The organism is Streptomyces sp. NRRL F-6492, assembly GCF_001280125.1.
Lineage (GTDB): Bacteria > Actinomycetota > Actinomycetes > Streptomycetales > Streptomycetaceae > Streptomyces.
Map to the genome: position 1 here is coordinate 25347 of NZ_LGEG01000233.1, position 16004 is coordinate 41350.

Genomic DNA, 16004 nt, shown 5'->3' on the forward strand with positions numbered 1-16004 from the left:
TTTTTCCGGCCTTTACTCGCCCGTTTCCCGCCAGTGCCGGAGGACGATGTCGAACTGCTCCCGGGTGGTCTCCCAGCTGGACTCCGGCGAGGACATGTAGATGGCGTACTCGGTGCCGTCGTCGCCGTAGTACATCTGGTCGATCGCGCGCCGGGGCCCCGGGAAGTTCTTCTTCTCGGTCCAGGTGAACTCCCACAGGCAGGAGAGGGTCTGGTCCCGGTAGGTGGTCGGGAGGAGCTTGATCCGGGTGTAGTGCATCCGCTTCGTCAGGAGGCGCTCCAGGTCGAGCGCGTGCACGTACGGGTTCTCGAAGTCGGGGCTGCGGTCGATGCTGATCCGGATGCGGTGGTTGCCGTTGTCCGGGGTGTAGTCGATCTGGTCGCCCTCCATCTGGCGCTTCCAGCCGTCCGGGACGAGGAGGCTGAAGCCCTCCGGGTCGTCGACGCGGTGCCAGCCCTCCGGAATCCCGTCCTTCCCGCCGCTCTTGGCGGAGGGGGCCGTGGTCGGGGCCGTGACGGTGCCCGTCCCCCCGGTGCCGCCGGCGACGCGGTCGCCGTCCGCGTAGTTCATGGCGGCGAAGACGGCGCCGCCCGCGACGAGTCCGGCGAGCAGGGCCGCCAGGACGACGGTGCGCCGACGGCCCCGGCCGGACGGGGGGCGGGCGGAGCCCGGCACCAGGGTGGACGAGGACGGCGGGGAGACCCGGGACCGCTGGAGTTCCTGGGGCGGCTGGGGCCACTGGGTGGTGGACCCGCGCGGGGCGGCCCCCGCGGTGCCCGCGGTCCCCGGCTCCGACCGGTCCGTACGCGCCCCGTCGGCGCCCTCCGCCGGCTCCCTGTCCTCCCTGGTCACCCGCTGGGTCGGCACGTACGCCTGCGCCGCCGCCGGCGCGCGTCCCTCCATCGCGTCGAGCAGCATCCGCTCGGCCTCGTCCGCGCGCGGCCGCTGCTCCGGGTCCTTGCGCAGCAGGGCCACGATGACGGAGGCCAGCGCCCCCGCCTTCTCCGGGTGCGGCGGCTCCTCGGTCACCACGGCCTGCATGGTGCTGATCGGGGAGGTGCGGCGGAACGGCGAGGTGCCCTCCACCGCCGTGTAGAGCGTGGCCCCGAGCGACCAGAGGTCGGAGGCGGGACCGGGATCGCCGCCCTTCACCCGCTCGGGCGCCAGATAGTCGATGGAGCCGACGATTTCACCGGTCCGGGTGATCGTCGAGTCCCCCTCGATCGCCGCGATACCGAAGTCGGTGATGAGGACGCGCCCGTCGCGCGCGAGCAGGATGTTGCCCGGCTTGACGTCCCGGTGCAGCACTCCGGCCGCGTGCGCGGCGCGCAGCGCGCCGAGGACGTGCAGCCCGATCCTGGCCGCCTCGCGCGGCTCGATGCTGCCCGCCTCCTTGGCGGCGTCGGCGAGCGAGGGCCCGTCGACGTACTGCATGACGATCCACGGACGGGCGTCGTGTTCCAGGACGTCGTGGACGGTCACCACGCCCGGGTGGGTGATCCGCGCGGCCGCCCGCGCCTCCTTCTGCGTACGGGCGTGCAGCACGAGCCGGTCGGCCTCGGCCACGAACCGGCCCGCCGTCAGCTCCTTCACCGCCACCACGCGGTGCAGCACCTCGTCGTGCGCGCGCCAGACCTTGCCCATGCCGCCGCGTCCGATGGACTCGCCCAGCCGGTAGCGACCGGCGAGCAGCAGCCCCGCCCCTGTGCCCTGTGAATGTTCCACTTGCCCCCGCCCGTTCCTTCTGACGCCAGGTTACGGAGGGGGGCACGGACCGCGAAACCTCGGGGCGGTCATAGGAACAGCACTGTGACCGGGGGCCGGTGGACCGGCCCGGGTTCAGCGGCCCGGACGGAACGCCTTCGTGGCCTCGTCGTAGATCTCGGAGACCTTGTCCCGCTCGGTGTACGGGCCGATGACCTGGACGACGTGGTACCGGCCGCCGTCGATCAGGGCGAGGTTGCGGACGAACACCTCGCGTCCCGTGCCGTCCAGCCACCAGTAACTTCCGGTGGCCGTCGCCGTGCTGCCGATGTCGACCCGGAGCGTCCGCTCCGCGCCCGACCAGCTCGACGCCCGCCACGGCTCCAGCTCGCGCTCCCTGGCGTTCTGGTACGCCAGCGGATCGGAGCCGTTGTCCTTCACGCTGTCCCGGCCGGGGACCACGATCATCGTGAAGTCGCCTCCCGTGTAGCGCACTTGCCCGGCGTCGTTGACCGGGCTGCGCCGCCAGCCGTTCGGCACCCCGATCCGGAACCCCTCCGGATCCTGGCGCAGGGCGTATCCGGCGGCGAGCGCGGGGCCCGACGGGGTCGCCGGGGGCCGGGTCGTGGCGGGCCGGGTGGTCGCGGGGGAACCGCCCGGGGAAGGAGTGCCCGTGGCGGGACCGCCCGGGGAGGAGCCGCCCGTGGCGGGACCGCTCGCGGTCGGGGCCGGGGTGCCGCCGGTCGTGGGCGCGCCCGCCCCGGCGGGCGCCTCCCCCTCGCGGGGCATGAAGAGGACGGCGTACGCGACGACCCCCACGAGCAGGAGGAGGACCAGGGCCAGCAGCATGCAGCCCAGGGCGCGCGGGGAGCCCGAGGTGCCGGAGGAGGTGCGCGGGGCGCGCGGGGACCGGGGCTCGCGCGGGGCGCGCTGCGGGAGTTGCTCGTGGTACCCGCCGTCGGACTCGTCCCGGAAATCGTCCCGTACGCGCGCGTGCTCGCGGACGGGCGCGCGCTCGGGCTCGTGCCGGGCCTCGGCGCGCGGGTCCTTGCCGCGCTTGTGACGGCGGCGGCCCGCGCCCTCCCCCTTGCGCCGCCGGCGCACGAGCTCGCCGCGCCGGCGCACGATCGGCAGCCGCGTCTCGTCGAAGGACGGCAGCGGTACGACTCCGACACCGGCGTCCGGTTCCGGCGCCGAGCGGACGAGGGAGCGCAGCCAGCCGCGCAGCTCCTCGAAGTCGGGCCGCTCGGTCGGGTCCTGACGGAGCAGCGACTCCACGACCGGGCGCAGGGGCCCGCTCTCCTCGGCGAAGGCGGGCGGCTCGGCGCAGACCAGCTGGACGAGTTCGGCCGCGCTGTCCTCCGGGTAGGGGGCGTGGCCCTGGACGGCCCGGTAGAGGAGCGCGCCGAGCGCCCACAGGTCGGTGGCGGGGCCGATGGGCGCCGCGAGGCGCCAGTTCTCGTGGACGGGACCGGCCTGTTCGGGCGCCCAGCGCTCGGTGACGGCACCGATGACCGCGATCCGGGTCTGGCGGGCCCGCTCCGCCGCGAGGCGCGTGGTCGGGCCCCGGTACGGCTCGGCCGGGACCGTCGCCGGCTCCTCCCGCCGGGGCTCCGGGACGCCGGCGGGGACCGGGAGGCGCTCGGGGTCCGGGCCCGCCGCCCGGTAACCGGCGGGCAGCGCCGGGCGCCCCGAGCCGGGCAGCACCGGACCGCGGCCCGAACCGCCCCCGGCCGGTATCGGCCCGGAGCCGTCCCGCGCGGCGTGCGGGCCGTCGCTCCAGCTGCCGGTCAGCATCACGCGCGGCGGCGGGCCGTTCCGGGGGCCGCCGCCGTACGGCTCGTCGCCGTCGTCCTCGTCGTCCTCGTCGTCGTCCGCCACCCGCGCCCACCACTGCGGCTCGGGCGATCCCGCCGCCTGCGCCGTCGGCGGGGGCGGTCCCGGCGTCTGCGGGGGCGGTCCCGGCGTCTCCGGGGGCGCGGGGCGCCGGTCGGGCAGCGCCCCCGTCTCGCCCAGCCGGGCGGCGGCCCGCGCCCCGGCCCGGTAGGCGGCGATGGCCCCGGCCCGCGCGGCCCGCACGTCGGCGGTCGGCGGCGTGGCCGCGGGACGCGTCTCGGCGGGGGCCGGCGTCGACTTCCCGTAGGGGTCGGCACCGTAGGCGTCGGGGGCGGGGCGGGGCCCCGGAGCGGAACCGCCGCCGGAACCCTCGCCGGGTCCGTCGCCCGGTCCGCCGTCCGATCCGTGGTCCGATCCGTCGCCGTCCGTCTCGCCGCCGTCCCGCCCGGCCCCCTCGGGGACCTCCGGCGCGCGCGGCTCGTACGGCTCGGGCAACCGCGCCTCGGGGCGGTACACCTCGGGCCGGTGGGCCTCCGATTCGTACTCCCGGGTCTCGTACGCTCCGGGCCCGTACTCCCCTGTCCCGTACGGGACGGAGCCGTACTCCTCGACGGGCGCGAGCCCTTCGGCCTCGTACCGCTCGGGCGCGTACGGCTCCGGCCGGTAGACGTCCGGCGCGTACGCGGCCGGTTCGTAGGTGTCCGGTTCGTAGGTGTCCGGTTCGTACGCGCCCGGCTCGTAGGTGTCCGTCGTGTACGTCTCCAGGGCGTACGCGCCGGTCCCGCGCTCCTCGGGCTCGTCCGCCTCGGCCTCGTACACCTCCGGCTCGTACGCCTCGGCCTCGTACACCCCGGGCTCGTACGTCTCCCGCTCCTGGAAGTCGGGGGCGTACGGCTCCGGAGCGGTCCGTTCCGGTACGGGCGACGGGTACGCGAACTCGTCGGGCTCGTCCTGTTCCGGTACCGGCGCGTAGCCGCAGAGGGCCTCCTCGGCGGCGCCGACCGCGAGGCCCGAGAGGACCACCCGGCCGTCGTCGCAGACCAGGACGGTCCGGGAGGTGATGTTCCGGTGCACCCAGCCGTGGGCGTGGAGCGCGCGCAGGGCGGTGAGGACGTCGGCGCCGATCTCGGCCGCCCGGTACGGGTTGAGCGGCCGCTCGGCGAGGAGGGCGGCCAGCGGCCGTGCCGCCACCACCCGTTCGCTGACCACCCACAGCGAACCGGCCTCCGCGAAGACGTCGAAGACCTGGTCCAGTAAGGGGTGGTCGGGGATCTGCGCGGCGGCCTGGGCCGCCTCGATCGCCCGGCGCACGACGGGCTCGGCGGGCCGGCGGACGGCCCGCCCCGCGCCGCCGCGGAGACCCGCGGGACCGCCGGGGCCGGCGCCGTCGAGCACCTCGGCGTCGACGAACTCCGGCAGCGGGACCTGGCGGACCAGGACTTCCTGGCCGCTGTACGTGTCGAAGGCCCGCGTCTCCGTCAGGTCGTGCCCGTCCCCGGACCCGTCCGCCGGCGGCAGCGGCAGGCGGTAGCGGTCCGCGAGCACCCTTCCCGCGTAGTCGTCCACGACGCCTCCCCACGCCCCCGCTGTCCCCCGTGGACCCACGGGTACCCCGGATCGTGCGGGATCACGCGAGTCCGTCGGGTCCGGTCGGTCCGGTCCGGGGCCGTGCGGTCAACGGCTCTGTTCGATTGCGTACGACTCCCGGATCCCCACGATACGGGGCGTCGGTCAGTCCTTGGGGCTGAACGTGGCGAACGCCGTCTCCCGCAGGGTGCGGCACTCCTCGCCGTTCCACTCGCCCGCCTCGCAGCTGACCATGATGGAGTAGCCCCGCTTAGAGTCCGCCTTGAAACCGCGGTTGAGGACGTGGACGCGCACGCCCTTCTGCGTGCGCTCGAACTCCCAGTCGGCGACGGTCGGGTAGCCCTTGTACGAGACGGTCCGTATGCCGAGGTGCCGGTAGTCCTTGCTGGTGGCGGCCACGCCGATCTTGGCCAGCTCCCAGGCGCTCGCGGCGTTGTCCTTCGGGCTGTCGTTGTAGTCGACCTGGACGCGCGGGAAGCCGCCGCCCGCGCTGAAGATCCCGCCGAGGGAGTACCCCGGGATGGTGCTCAGCCCGAAGGTCGAGGGCATCGCCATGGAGAAGTGGAACCGGTCGCTGGTGACGAGGGCGTATCCGGCGGGCAGTCGGGTGCCGGTGCCGCCGTCGGGCTTGCCGGACGGCGTGGCGCCGTTCCCGCCGTCCGTCGTCCCCGTCGAACCCGTCGCGCCGTCGGTGCCCGCCGAGCCGTTGGTGCCGTTGTCGCCGGGCTGCGCGCCGCCCTGCTGGCCGGGGTCGGTCGGGGTCTGGCCCTTGCCGCCGTCGGACCCGCCCGAACCGTCGGAGCCGTCACCGCCCGCGGAGGCGCCGGCCGAGGCCGTGGTGCCCTCCTTGCCCTTGCCCCGGCTGCTCTCGTCCCCGCCGCCGAGGGAGACCGCGAGGATCGTCCCGAGCAGGGCGACGACCACGACGGCGGCGATGATGACGAGGGTGCGGCGCGGCACGACGTCGGTCAGCGACGCGCGGGACGGCGCCTGCCTGCCGCCGCCCTGGATCGGCGCGGGCTTCGGCGCGGTCCTCGACCGCGGCTCGGCCTTCGCGGAGGCCGCCGCGTTGCGCACGGACTTCAGGGCGCCCCGCATCCGGTCGGCGGCCGCGTCGGGGGCCGCGCCCCGGTCGGCCGCCGGGGCCGCCGGCGCCTGCTCGGGGTGCGGCGGCAGCGGTACGACCCTGGTGACCTCGGGGGAGACCGGGGGCGCCGGCTCCGGGGCGTCGAGCACGGCCCGCAGCAGGACCCGGGCGCCGGCGTCGTCGAGCCGCTGCGCCGGGTCCTTGGCGAGGAGGCCGTAGATGACCTTCTCCAGCTCGGGGCCGGCGTTCTTCGGCGGGTCGACGGGCTCGGTCATCACCGCCGTGAGGGTGGCGATGGCGGAGCCCTTGTCGTACGGCGGACTGCCCTCGACCGCCGCGTAGATGAGACCGCCGAGCGACCACATGTCGGCGGCCGGGCCGGGCTTGTGGCCGCGGGCGCGCTCCGGCGAGATGTACGAGGGGGCGCCGACGAGCATGCCGGTGGAGGTGATCGAGGGGTCGCCCTCGACCTGGGCGATGCCGAAGTCGGTGAGGACGACCCGGCCGTCCTCGGCGATCAGCACGTTGGACGGCTTCACGTCGCGGTGCAGGATGCCCTCGCGGTGCGCCGAGCGCAGCACGTCGAGGATGGCGAGGCCGACCTCGGCGGCGCGCCGGGGCGTGAGCGTGCCGTCCTCGCGCACGGCGTCCGCGAGGGACTTGCCCTCGATGAGCTCCATGACGATCCACGGGCGGTCGTCCTCGTCGACGACGTCGTACACGGTGACGGCGCCGTTGTTGCGGATCCGGGCGATGGCCTTGGCCTCGCGCAGGGTCCGGGTGATGAGGCGGCGCTTCTCGTCCTCGTCGATGCTGGTGGGGAAGCGGAGTTCCTTGACGGCGACGGTACGGCCGAGGGTCTCGTCGACGGCGCGCCACACGGTGCCCATGCCGCCGCGTCCGAGGACCGCGCCGAGCCGGTAGCGCCCCGCGAGCAGCCGTCCCTCGCCGACGGGGGCCTTGCGGAGCTTGTCGCCGCCGCGCGCCGTGCCGGTCGCGGCCGGTCCCCGGCCGCCGCGGCCGTCGCCGTCCCCGGCGCCGAACCCGGCCCGGCCGGTCGACGGCTCGGTCCCCGGCAGCCGTCCGGCGGCGCCGGCGTCGCCCGCTCCGGGACCCGTCGCACCGTCAGAACGCGGGTCGGCGGCGCCCTTCACGACCGAGACGCCCGAACCGGACTTCCTGCCCGCACCACCCGAAACGGACCCGGCGCCCGAAACGGACCCGGCCCCGGAAGCGGACCCCGGGTCCGAAGCGGACCCGGCGTTCGAAGCGGATCCGGCGTCCGGCGCCGGCTTCGCGTCCGCGACGGCCCCGCCGGAGCCGTCGGGCTCGGGCCCCTCGGGCCCCCCGGACCCGGCGGCCCCACCGCCCGGCCCCGGTTCCGCGTCGCCCTCCGGGGTCTGCGCACCCCGTCCGACCTGCGCGTCCTTCTCGTCCCGCTCCGGCTCGCGCGCGGCCGGGACCGTTCCTCGGTCGCTGTCGGTCGCGGCCCCCGCGGCGGCGTCCCGCCCGGGGTCCTTCGCCGTGTCCCGCGACTGCTCCGCCTCCGACATGCGTCCCCTCTGCGATCCCTGGTCTTCGCCGCGTCTGCCGCTTCCCGCGTGATGCGTTAACCCGCCCTGGAAGAGAGCCCATTGTCCCTCACCTCGGGACCGGTGGCGCCCCCGGGTCCGTACTCCGGGATGACGACGCCGCCGTACGCCTCCGAGGTTCCCGCCGGTATGCGGACGACCCGGACGCCCCGCCGGACCGGACGTTCCGTCAGTTGTCCACGGCCGGAAGGGCGCAGGCGGTCAGGAGCGGTCAGATGGGCACGATGTCCGGCGCCCCCAGCCGCGCCGCGTCCGCCGTCAGGTCGTCGGGCTGGCGCTGCGACTCGCGCTCGGCCTCCACCCGCTTCTCGTAGTGCTCGACCTCCTTGTCGATCTGGTGGGCGTCCCAGCCGAGGACCGGGGCCATCAGCTCCGCGCACTCGCGGGCGCTGCGCGTGCCCCGGTCGAAGGTCTCGATGGAGATCCGGGTCCGCCGGGTGAGGACGTCGTCGAGGTGGCGGGCGCCCTCGTGCGAGGCGGCGTAGACGATCTCGGCGCGCAGGTAGTCGTCGGCAGCCGGGAGGGGTTCGCCGAGCCGCGGGTCCCCGGCGATCAGGTCGAGGACCTGCTGCGTCAGGGAGCCGTACCGGTTGAGGAGGTGCTCGACCCGCACGACGTGCAGCCCGTGCCGGGCGGCGATCCCGGCCCGCGCGTTCCACAGGGCCCGGTAGCCCTCGGCGCCGAGGAGCGGGGTGTCCTCGGTGACGCAGGGGGCGACGCGCTGGTCGAGCGCGTGGACCGCCTCGTCGACGGCGTCCTTCGCCATCACGCGGTACGTCGTGTACTTGCCGCCGGCCACCACGACCAGGCCGGGGACCGGGTGGGCGACGGTGTGCTCGCGCGAGAGCTTGCTGGTGGCCTCCGACTCGCCGGCGAGCAGGGGGCGCAGGCCGGCGTAGACGCCCTCGACGTCGTCGCGGGTGAGCGGGGTGGCGAGCACGGTGTTCACGTGCTCCAGGAGGTAGTCGATGTCGGCGCTGGACGCGGCCGGGTGCGCCTTGTCGAGGTCCCAGTCGGTGTCGGTGGTGCCGACGATCCAGTGGCGTCCCCAGGGGATCACGAAGAGGACGGACTTCTCGGTGCGCAGGATCAGGCCGGTGGTGGAGTGGATGCGGTCCTTGGGCACGACGAGGTGGATGCCCTTGGAGGCGCGGACGTGGAACTGGCCGCGCTCCCCGATGAGGGCCTGGGTGTCGTCGGTCCACACCCCGGTGGCGTTGACGACCTGCTTGGCCCGGATCTCGTACTCGGCTCCGGCCTCGACGTCCTGGACGCGCGCGCCGACGACCCGCTCGCCCTCGCGCAGGAAGCCGACGACGCGGGCCCGGCTCGCGGCGTGCGCGCCGTAGGAGGCGGCCGTGCGCACGAGAATGGTGACGAAGCGGGCGTCGTCCATCTGGGCGTCGTAGTACTGGAGGGCGCCGACGAGGGCGTCCTTCTTCAGGCAGGGGGCGACGCGCAGGGCGCCCTGCCGGGAGAGGTGCCGGTGGGCGGGGAGGCCCCGGCCGTGCCCGGAGGAGAGCGACATCGCGTCGTAGAGCGCGACGCCCGAGCCCGCGTAGAACCGCTCCCAGCCCTTGTGCTGCAGGGGGTACAGGAAGGGGACCGGTTTCACCAGGTGGGGGGCGAGCCGCTCCAGGAGGAGTCCGCGCTCCTTGAGCGCCTCCCGCACCAGGGCGAAGTCCAGCATCTCCAGGTAGCGCAGGCCGCCGTGGATGAGCTTGCTGGAGCGGCTGGAGGTGCCCGAGGCCCAGTCGCGGGCCTCGACGATGCCGGTGGAGAGTCCTCTCGTGACGGCGTCGAGGGCCGTGCCCGCGCCGACCACTCCGGCGCCGACGACCAGCACGTCCAGCTCGCGCTCGGCCATGGCGGCGAGCGCCTCGGTGCGCTCGGCCGGTCCCAGTGTCGCTGTCCTCACGTCTGCCGCCTCCCGTCGTCCCCGGTCCTTCCCGCGCACGGGTTCTCCCGTCCGCGACCTTCCGCGCGCGGGCCCACCCGCACACGGCTTCCCGCGCCCGGCTCCCGCACACGGCCTTCCCGCGAGCGCGTACGAGCCCGTCCCGCGAGCGTGTACGAGCCCGTCCCGCGAGCGGACGCGGACCCGTCCCGCGAGCGCGGACGCGGACCCGTCCCGCAGGCACGGGTGCGGGCCCTTTCCGCGAGCACGGGCACGGGCCCGTCCCGCGAGCGAGCCGGGACCGTGTGGTCCGGCTCACAGCTCGATTCTGTCCCGCCGCGGCGACTTCAGCCACCGCCTCGCCACCGACCTGTGGATAACACTCGGCGACCTGCGGCCCCGCAATGCGACATATCGTTCATATTTACGCCTAGTCTGACATTGCGTGCGACCCGTTCCGCTCACCGGGCTTGCGCATCGCGCCCCCTCCGGCTACTGGGAAGGACGGCCCACCCCCCATGCCCGCTGATCTCGCCGTCATCGGCCTCGGCCACCACGGACTCCCCCTCGCCCGAGCCGCCACCGCAGCGGGCATCGCCACCGTCGGTTACGACACCGACCCGCGCCCCGCCGCCGAACTCGCCGCCGGCCGCTCCCCGGCCGACGGCCCGCTCACCGTCCCGGAGGTCCGCCGGATGCTCGCGGGGGGCTTCCGCCCGACCCACGACTCCGCCGAACTCGGCCGGGTCCGCACCGCGGTCCTCTGCCCCCCGGCCCCCCTCGGCCCCGACCGGTCCCTGGACCTCACCGCCGTCACCGACGCCGCCCGCGCGCTCGCCGCCCGGCTGCGCCCCCACACCACCGTCGTCCTGGAGTCCCCCGTCCCGCCGGGCACCACCGAGGGGCTGCTCCGCGACGTCCTCGAAACGGGCTCCGGACTGCGCGCGGGCCGCGACTTCCACCTCGCGTACTCGCCCGGCCGGCTCGACCCCGGCAGCCGCACCCACGGCTACGCGGGCACCCCCAAGGTCATCGGCGGCCTCACCCCCGCCTGCACCGAGTCCGCCGCCGCCTTCTACGGACGCCTCACCGACAAGGTGGTACGCGCGCGTGGACCCCGCGAGGCGGAGACGGTCAAGCTCCTGGAGACCAACTTCCGGCACGTCAACATCGCCCTCGTCAACGAGATGGCGGTCCTCTGCCACGAACTCGGCGTCGACCTCTGGGACGTCATCCGCTGCGCCGAGACCAAGCCCTTCGGCTTCCAGGCCTTCCGCCCCGGCCCCGGCGTCGGCGGCCACGGCGTCCCCGTCGACACCGTCGGCGCCCACCGCCCGCTCCGCCTCGTCGAACTCGCGGGCCAGGTCAACGAACGCATGCCCGCGTACGTCGTGCGGCGCGCCGCCGCCCTGCTCAACGAGCACGGGAAGTCGGCGCGGGGGGCCAGGATCCTGCTGCTCGGCATCACGTACAAGCCCGACCTCCCCGACCGGCAGGGCTCGCCCGCCGACGAGATCGCCCGCCGCCTGATGGACCTGGGCGCGGCCGTCAGCTACCACGACCCGTACGTGCCCGACTGGCGCGTCCGCGAGCTCCCCGTCCCCCGCGCGGACTCCCTCTACGAGGCCGCCGCCCACGCCGACCTGACGGTCCTCCTCCAGCACCACCGCACCTACGACCTCCAGGGCCTGTCGGTGAAGGCCCAGCTGCTCCTCGACACGCGCGGCGCCACCCCGGCGGGGGCGGCCCACCGGCTCTGAGGGGCGCGCGACACGGCGGAGGGCCCCGCACCACCCGGTGCGGGGCCCTCTTCGCGTACGCGCGGAGGTCAGCGCTTGTGCTGCGCGTCCGCGACCGTGACCTCGACGCGCTGGAACTCCTTGAGCTCGCTGTAGCCCGTGGTGGCCATCGCGCGGCGCAGGGCGCCGAAGAAGTTCATCGAGCCGTCCGGGATGTGCGACGGGCCCGCGAGGATCTCCTCGGTGGTGCCGACGATGCCCAGGTCGACCAGCTTGCCGCGCGGCACGTCCTCGTGGACGGCCTCCATGCCCCAGTGGTGACCCTTGCCGGGCGCGTCCGTGGCGCGGGCCAGCGGGGAGCCGATCATCACGGCGTCGGCGCCGCAGGCGATCGCCTTCGGCAGGTCGCCGGACCAGCCCACGCCGCCGTCGGCGATGACGTGCACGTACCGGCCGCCGGACTCGTCCATGTAGTCGCGGCGGGCGGCGGCCACGTCCGCGACGGCGGTCGCCATCGGGACCTGGATGCCCAGGACGTTGCGGGTGGTGTGCGCGGCGCCGCCGCCGAAGCCGACCAGGACGCCCGCGGCGCCGGTGCGCATCAGGTGCAGGGCGGCGGTGTACGTGGCGCAGCCGCCGACGATGACCGGGACGTCCAGCTCGTAGATGAACTGCTTCAGGTTCAGCGGCTCGGCCGCGCCCGAGACGTGCTCGGCGGAGACCGTGGTGCCGCGGATGACGAAGAGGTCCACCCCGGCGTCGACGACGGCCTTGGAGAACTGCGCGGTGCGCTGCGGGGAGAGCGCGGCGGCGGTGACGACGCCGGCGTCGCGCACCTCCTTGATGCGCTTCCCGATCAGCTCCTCCTGGATGGGGGCGGAGTAGATCTCCTGGAGGCGGCGGGTCGCGGCGGCCTCGTCCAGCTCCGCGATCTCGTCCAGGAGCGGCTGCGGGTCCTCGTACCGGGTCCACAGGCCTTCGAGGTTCAGGACGCCCAGGCCGCCCAGCTCGCCGATGCGGATGGCGGTCTGCGGCGAGACGACCGAGTCCATCGGAGCGGCCAGGAACGGCAGCTCGAACCGGTAGGCGTCGATCTGCCAGGCGATCGAGACCTCCTTCGGGTCCCGGGTGCGCCGGCTGGGCACGACGGCGATGTCGTCGAACGCGTACGCCCTGCGGCCGCGCTTGCCGCGCCCGATCTCGATCTCAGTCACGATGTGTGGCCTTTCCCTCTACGTCTGCGCCTACCAGTATCCCCGACACGCGCGGGAGGGGCGGTTCCGGCCACATCCCGGAACCGCCCCTCACCCGCGTGCGCGTTACTTCCTGCTGTAGTTCGGCGCCTCGACCGTCATCTGGATGTCGTGCGGGTGGCTCTCCTTGAGGCCCGCCGAGGTGATCCGGACGAAGCGGCCGTTCGCCTGGAGCTCCGGCACCGTGCGGCCGCCGACGTAGAACATCGACTGGCGCAGGCCGCCCACCAGCTGGTGGACGACGGCCGAGAGCGGGCCGCGGTAGGGCACCTGGCCCTCGATGCCCTCGGGCACCAGCTTCTCGTCGGAGGCGACGCCCTCCTGGAAGTAGCGGTCCTTGGAGAAGGAGCGCTGCTCGCCACGGGACTGCATGGCGCCGAGCGAGCCCATGCCGCGGTACGACTTGAACTGCTTGCCGTTGATGAAGAGCAGCTCGCCCGGGGACTCCTCGCAGCCCGCGAGCAGCGAGCCGAGCATCACCGTGTCGGCGCCGGCGACGAGCGCCTTGGCGATGTCGCCGGAGTACTGGAGGCCGCCGTCGCCGATGACCGGGACGCCGGCCGCCTTGGCGGCGAGCGAGGCCTCGTAGATCGCGGTGACCTGCGGGACGCCGATGCCGGCGACGACGCGGGTGGTGCAGATGGAGCCCGGGCCGACGCCGACCTTGATGCCGTCGACACCGGCGTCGATCAGCGCCTGGGCGCCGTCGCGGGTGGCGATGTTGCCGCCGATGACGTCGACCGAGGAGTTCGACTTGATCTTGGCGACCATGTCCCCGACCAGCCGGGAGTGGCCGTGGGCGGTGTCGACGACGATGAAGTCGACGCCCGCCTCGACCAGGGCCTGGGCACGCTCGTACGCGTCACCGGCGACGCCGACGGCCGCGCCGACGAGCAGGCGGCCCTCCTTGTCCTTGGCGGCGTTCGGGTACTTCTCGGCCTTGACGAAGTCCTTGACCGTGATGAGGCCCTTGAGGATGCCCGCGTCGTCGACCAGCGGCAGCTTCTCGATCTTGTGGCGGCGCAGCAGCTCCATGGCGTCGACGCCGGAGATGCCGACCTTGCCGGTGACGAGCGGCATCGGGGTCATGACCTCGCGCACCTGGCGGCTGCGGTCCGTCTCGAAGGCCATGTCGCGGTTGGTGACGATGCCCAGGAGCCTGCCGCCCTGGTCGGTCACGGGGACGCCGCTGATGCGGAACTTTGCGCAGATCGCGTCGGCCTCGCCGAGCGTCGCGTCCGGGTGGACCGTGATCGGGTCGGAGACCATGCCGGACTCGGAGCGCTTCACCAGGTCGACCTGGTTGGCCTGGTCGGCGATGGAGAGGTTGCGGTGCAGGACACCGACACCGCCCTGTCGCGCCATGGCGATCGCCATGCGGGACTCGGTGACCTTGTCCATCGCGGCGGAGAGGAGCGGGATGTTCACCCGCACGTTCTTCGAGATGTACGAGGCGGTGTCGATCTGGTCGGGCGCCATGTCGGACGCGCCCGGCAACAGCAGCACGTCGTCGTAGGTCAGCCCGAGTGTCGCGAATTTCTCGGGCACTCCGTCGACGTTGGCAGTCATGACACCTTCCCAAATGGCCTTGATCGGTGCGGGATGTCCATGCTAACGGGCTTGAGCGGTGTCTCATTCCACGAGCAAGATCAGCGAGCAGCTTTGGACGTTCCCACGTGGACGAAAGGGACGACGGGAGCCGTCGGGACTTACCGTCCGGCGGGGGCCGGCGGGGGTTACTGCTCCGCCAGCGCCCGCAGCCGGCTGAGGGCGCGGTGCTGGGCGACCCGGACGGCCCCGGGGGACATGCCGAGCATCTGCCCGGTCTCCTCGGCGGTGAGCCCGACGGCGACCCGGAGGACGAGCAGCTCGCGCTGGTTCTCCGGGAGGTTGGCGAGCAGCTTCTTGGCCCACTCGGCGTCGTCGCTGAGCAGCGCCCGCTCCTCGGGGCCGAGGGAGTCGTCGGGCCGCTCGGGCATCTCGTCGGAGGGCACGGCCGTGGACCCGGGGTGCCGCATGGCGGCCCGCTGGAGGTCGGCGACCTTGTGTCCGGCGATGGCGAAGACGAAGGCCTCGAAGGGCCTGCCCGTGTCCTTGTAGCGCGGCAGCGCCATCAGGACGGCGACGCAGACCTCCTGGGCCAGGTCCTCGACGAAGTGCCGGGCGTCGCCGGGCAGCCGGTTGAGGCGGGTGCGGCAGTACCGCAGGGCGAGCGGATGCACGCGCGCGAGGAGGTCGTGCGTGGCCTGCGCGTCGCCGTCGACCGCGCGGCGGACGAGCGCGCCGATCTCCCCCTGCCCGGCGGGCACGGGGGACCCTGCGGTCTCGTCGTCGCGCATCGCTCCATGGTGCCCCGACGCTTCCGCGTTCGTGGCACCGCGTCCGTAGTTGTGCACCGAAGCGTTATGAGCAGGTGCGCCGGAACTCATCTCCCGCGCCCTCCCCTCCCGCTCGATCGACTCGTCCCCGAGGAACTCCACACCTCAAGGATGCGTCATCCGGCGGGGAAGTGACACAAGCCCACCCCGTCCGCTCCGCGAGGGAAGCGGAAGGGGACGGGGATGCGGCGGGTGACCTGCGACGTCAGCGGACCAGGCCCCAGCGGAAGCCGAGCGCGACGGCGTGGGCACGGTCCGAGGCGCCCAGCTTCTTGAAGAGGCGCCGGGCGTGGGTCTTGACCGTGTCCTCGGAGAGGAAGAGCTCGCGCCCGATCTCGGCGTTGGACCGGCCGTGGCTCATGCCTTCGAGGACCTGGATCTCGCGCGCGGTGAGGGTGGGCGCGGCGCCCATCTCGGCCGAGCGCAGGCGGCGCGGGGCGAGCCGCCAGGTCGGGTCGGCGAGCGCCTGGGTGACCGTGGCCCGCAGCTCGGCGCGCGAGGCGTCCTTGTGCAGATAGCCACGGGCACCCGCGGCGACCGCGAGCGCGACGCCGTCGAGGTCCTCGGCGACCGTGAGCATGATGATCCGGGCGCCGGGGTCCGCCGAGAGCAGCCGGCGGACGGTTTCCACACCGCCCAGGCCGGGCATGCGCACGTCCATCAGAATCAGGTCCGAGCGGTCCGCGCCCCAGCGGCGGAGGACTTCCTCGCCGTTGGCCGCGGTGGTCACGCGCTCGACGCCGGGCACGGTCGCGACCGCGCGGCGGAGCGCCTCTCGGGCAAGCGGGGAGTCGTCGCAGACGAGGACGGATGTCATGCCTGACCTCCGCGGCTCTCGCAGCTGTTGCGCGTCACCTTGAGCCTCCAGGGCTGTACGTATCGTCACCTGTGCGGTTGACGCTCTCGGACACCTGCCCGATCGCTTGTTCCT

9 protein-coding genes are annotated in these 16004 nt (G+C 74.2%); 1 reads left to right on the forward strand and 8 read right to left on the reverse strand.

Features of this window, described 5'->3' with window-relative positions:
• Positions 1–12 precede the first annotated feature (12 nt).
• The 4 genes from ADL08_RS23250 to ADL08_RS23265 all read right to left on the reverse strand — a co-directional run bounded on the left by ADL08_RS23250 (position 13) and on the right by ADL08_RS23265 (position 9724).
• A complete protein-coding gene (locus tag ADL08_RS23250) occupies positions 13–1725 on the reverse strand; it encodes a serine/threonine-protein kinase (protein ID WP_053646077.1) in 1713 nt (570 codons plus the stop codon).
• A 114-nt stretch (positions 1726–1839) separates the two neighbouring features.
• Entirely contained in the window at positions 1840–5106 is a 3267-nt protein-coding gene (locus tag ADL08_RS23255; RefSeq protein ID WP_053646080.1) for a hypothetical protein, read from the reverse strand.
• Positions 5107–5271: 165 nt separating this feature from the next.
• Positions 5272–7767 (reverse strand): serine/threonine-protein kinase, encoded by a 2496-nt coding sequence (locus ADL08_RS23260; RefSeq protein WP_063885347.1) that lies wholly within the window; start codon positions 7765–7767, stop codon positions 5272–5274.
• Between the two features lie 250 nt (positions 7768–8017).
• Positions 8018–9724, reverse strand: coding sequence for a glycerol-3-phosphate dehydrogenase/oxidase (locus ADL08_RS23265; protein ID WP_053646081.1), 1707 nt, complete (start codon positions 9722–9724; stop codon positions 8018–8020).
• 497 nt (positions 9725–10221) lie between these two features.
• Here ADL08_RS23265 and ADL08_RS23270 point away from each other — a divergent pair, with 497 nt between their 5' ends.
• The gene (locus ADL08_RS23270) at positions 10222–11463 is read left to right on the forward strand and encodes a nucleotide sugar dehydrogenase (protein WP_053646083.1); all 1242 of its coding nucleotides are present in this window, start codon (positions 10222–10224) and stop codon (positions 11461–11463) included.
• Positions 11464–11531: 68 nt separating this feature from the next.
• Here the strand turns inward: ADL08_RS23270 and ADL08_RS23275 are convergent, their stop codons facing one another.
• The 4 genes from ADL08_RS23275 to ADL08_RS23290 all read right to left on the reverse strand — a co-directional run bounded on the left by ADL08_RS23275 (position 11532) and on the right by ADL08_RS23290 (position 15890).
• Positions 11532–12656 carry a GuaB3 family IMP dehydrogenase-related protein gene (locus ADL08_RS23275; RefSeq protein ID WP_053646085.1) on the reverse strand — a complete coding sequence of 375 codons (1125 nt, stop codon included), beginning with the start codon at positions 12654–12656 and terminating at the stop codon, positions 11532–11534.
• A 105-nt stretch (positions 12657–12761) separates the two neighbouring features.
• Complete coding sequence (gene guaB / locus ADL08_RS23280) at positions 12762–14264, reverse strand: IMP dehydrogenase (RefSeq protein ID WP_053646087.1); 1503 nt, start codon at positions 14262–14264, stop codon at positions 12762–12764.
• 167 nt (positions 14265–14431) lie between these two features.
• Positions 14432–15034 carry a sigma-70 family RNA polymerase sigma factor gene (locus ADL08_RS23285; RefSeq protein ID WP_053646089.1) on the reverse strand — a complete coding sequence of 201 codons (603 nt, stop codon included), beginning with the start codon at positions 15032–15034 and terminating at the stop codon, positions 14432–14434.
• 244 nt (positions 15035–15278) lie between these two features.
• Positions 15279–15890: a response regulator transcription factor gene (locus ADL08_RS23290; RefSeq protein WP_003948568.1), complete on the reverse strand. Its 612-nt coding sequence runs from the start codon at positions 15888–15890 to the stop codon at positions 15279–15281.
• Positions 15891–16004: the final 114 nt, after the last annotated feature.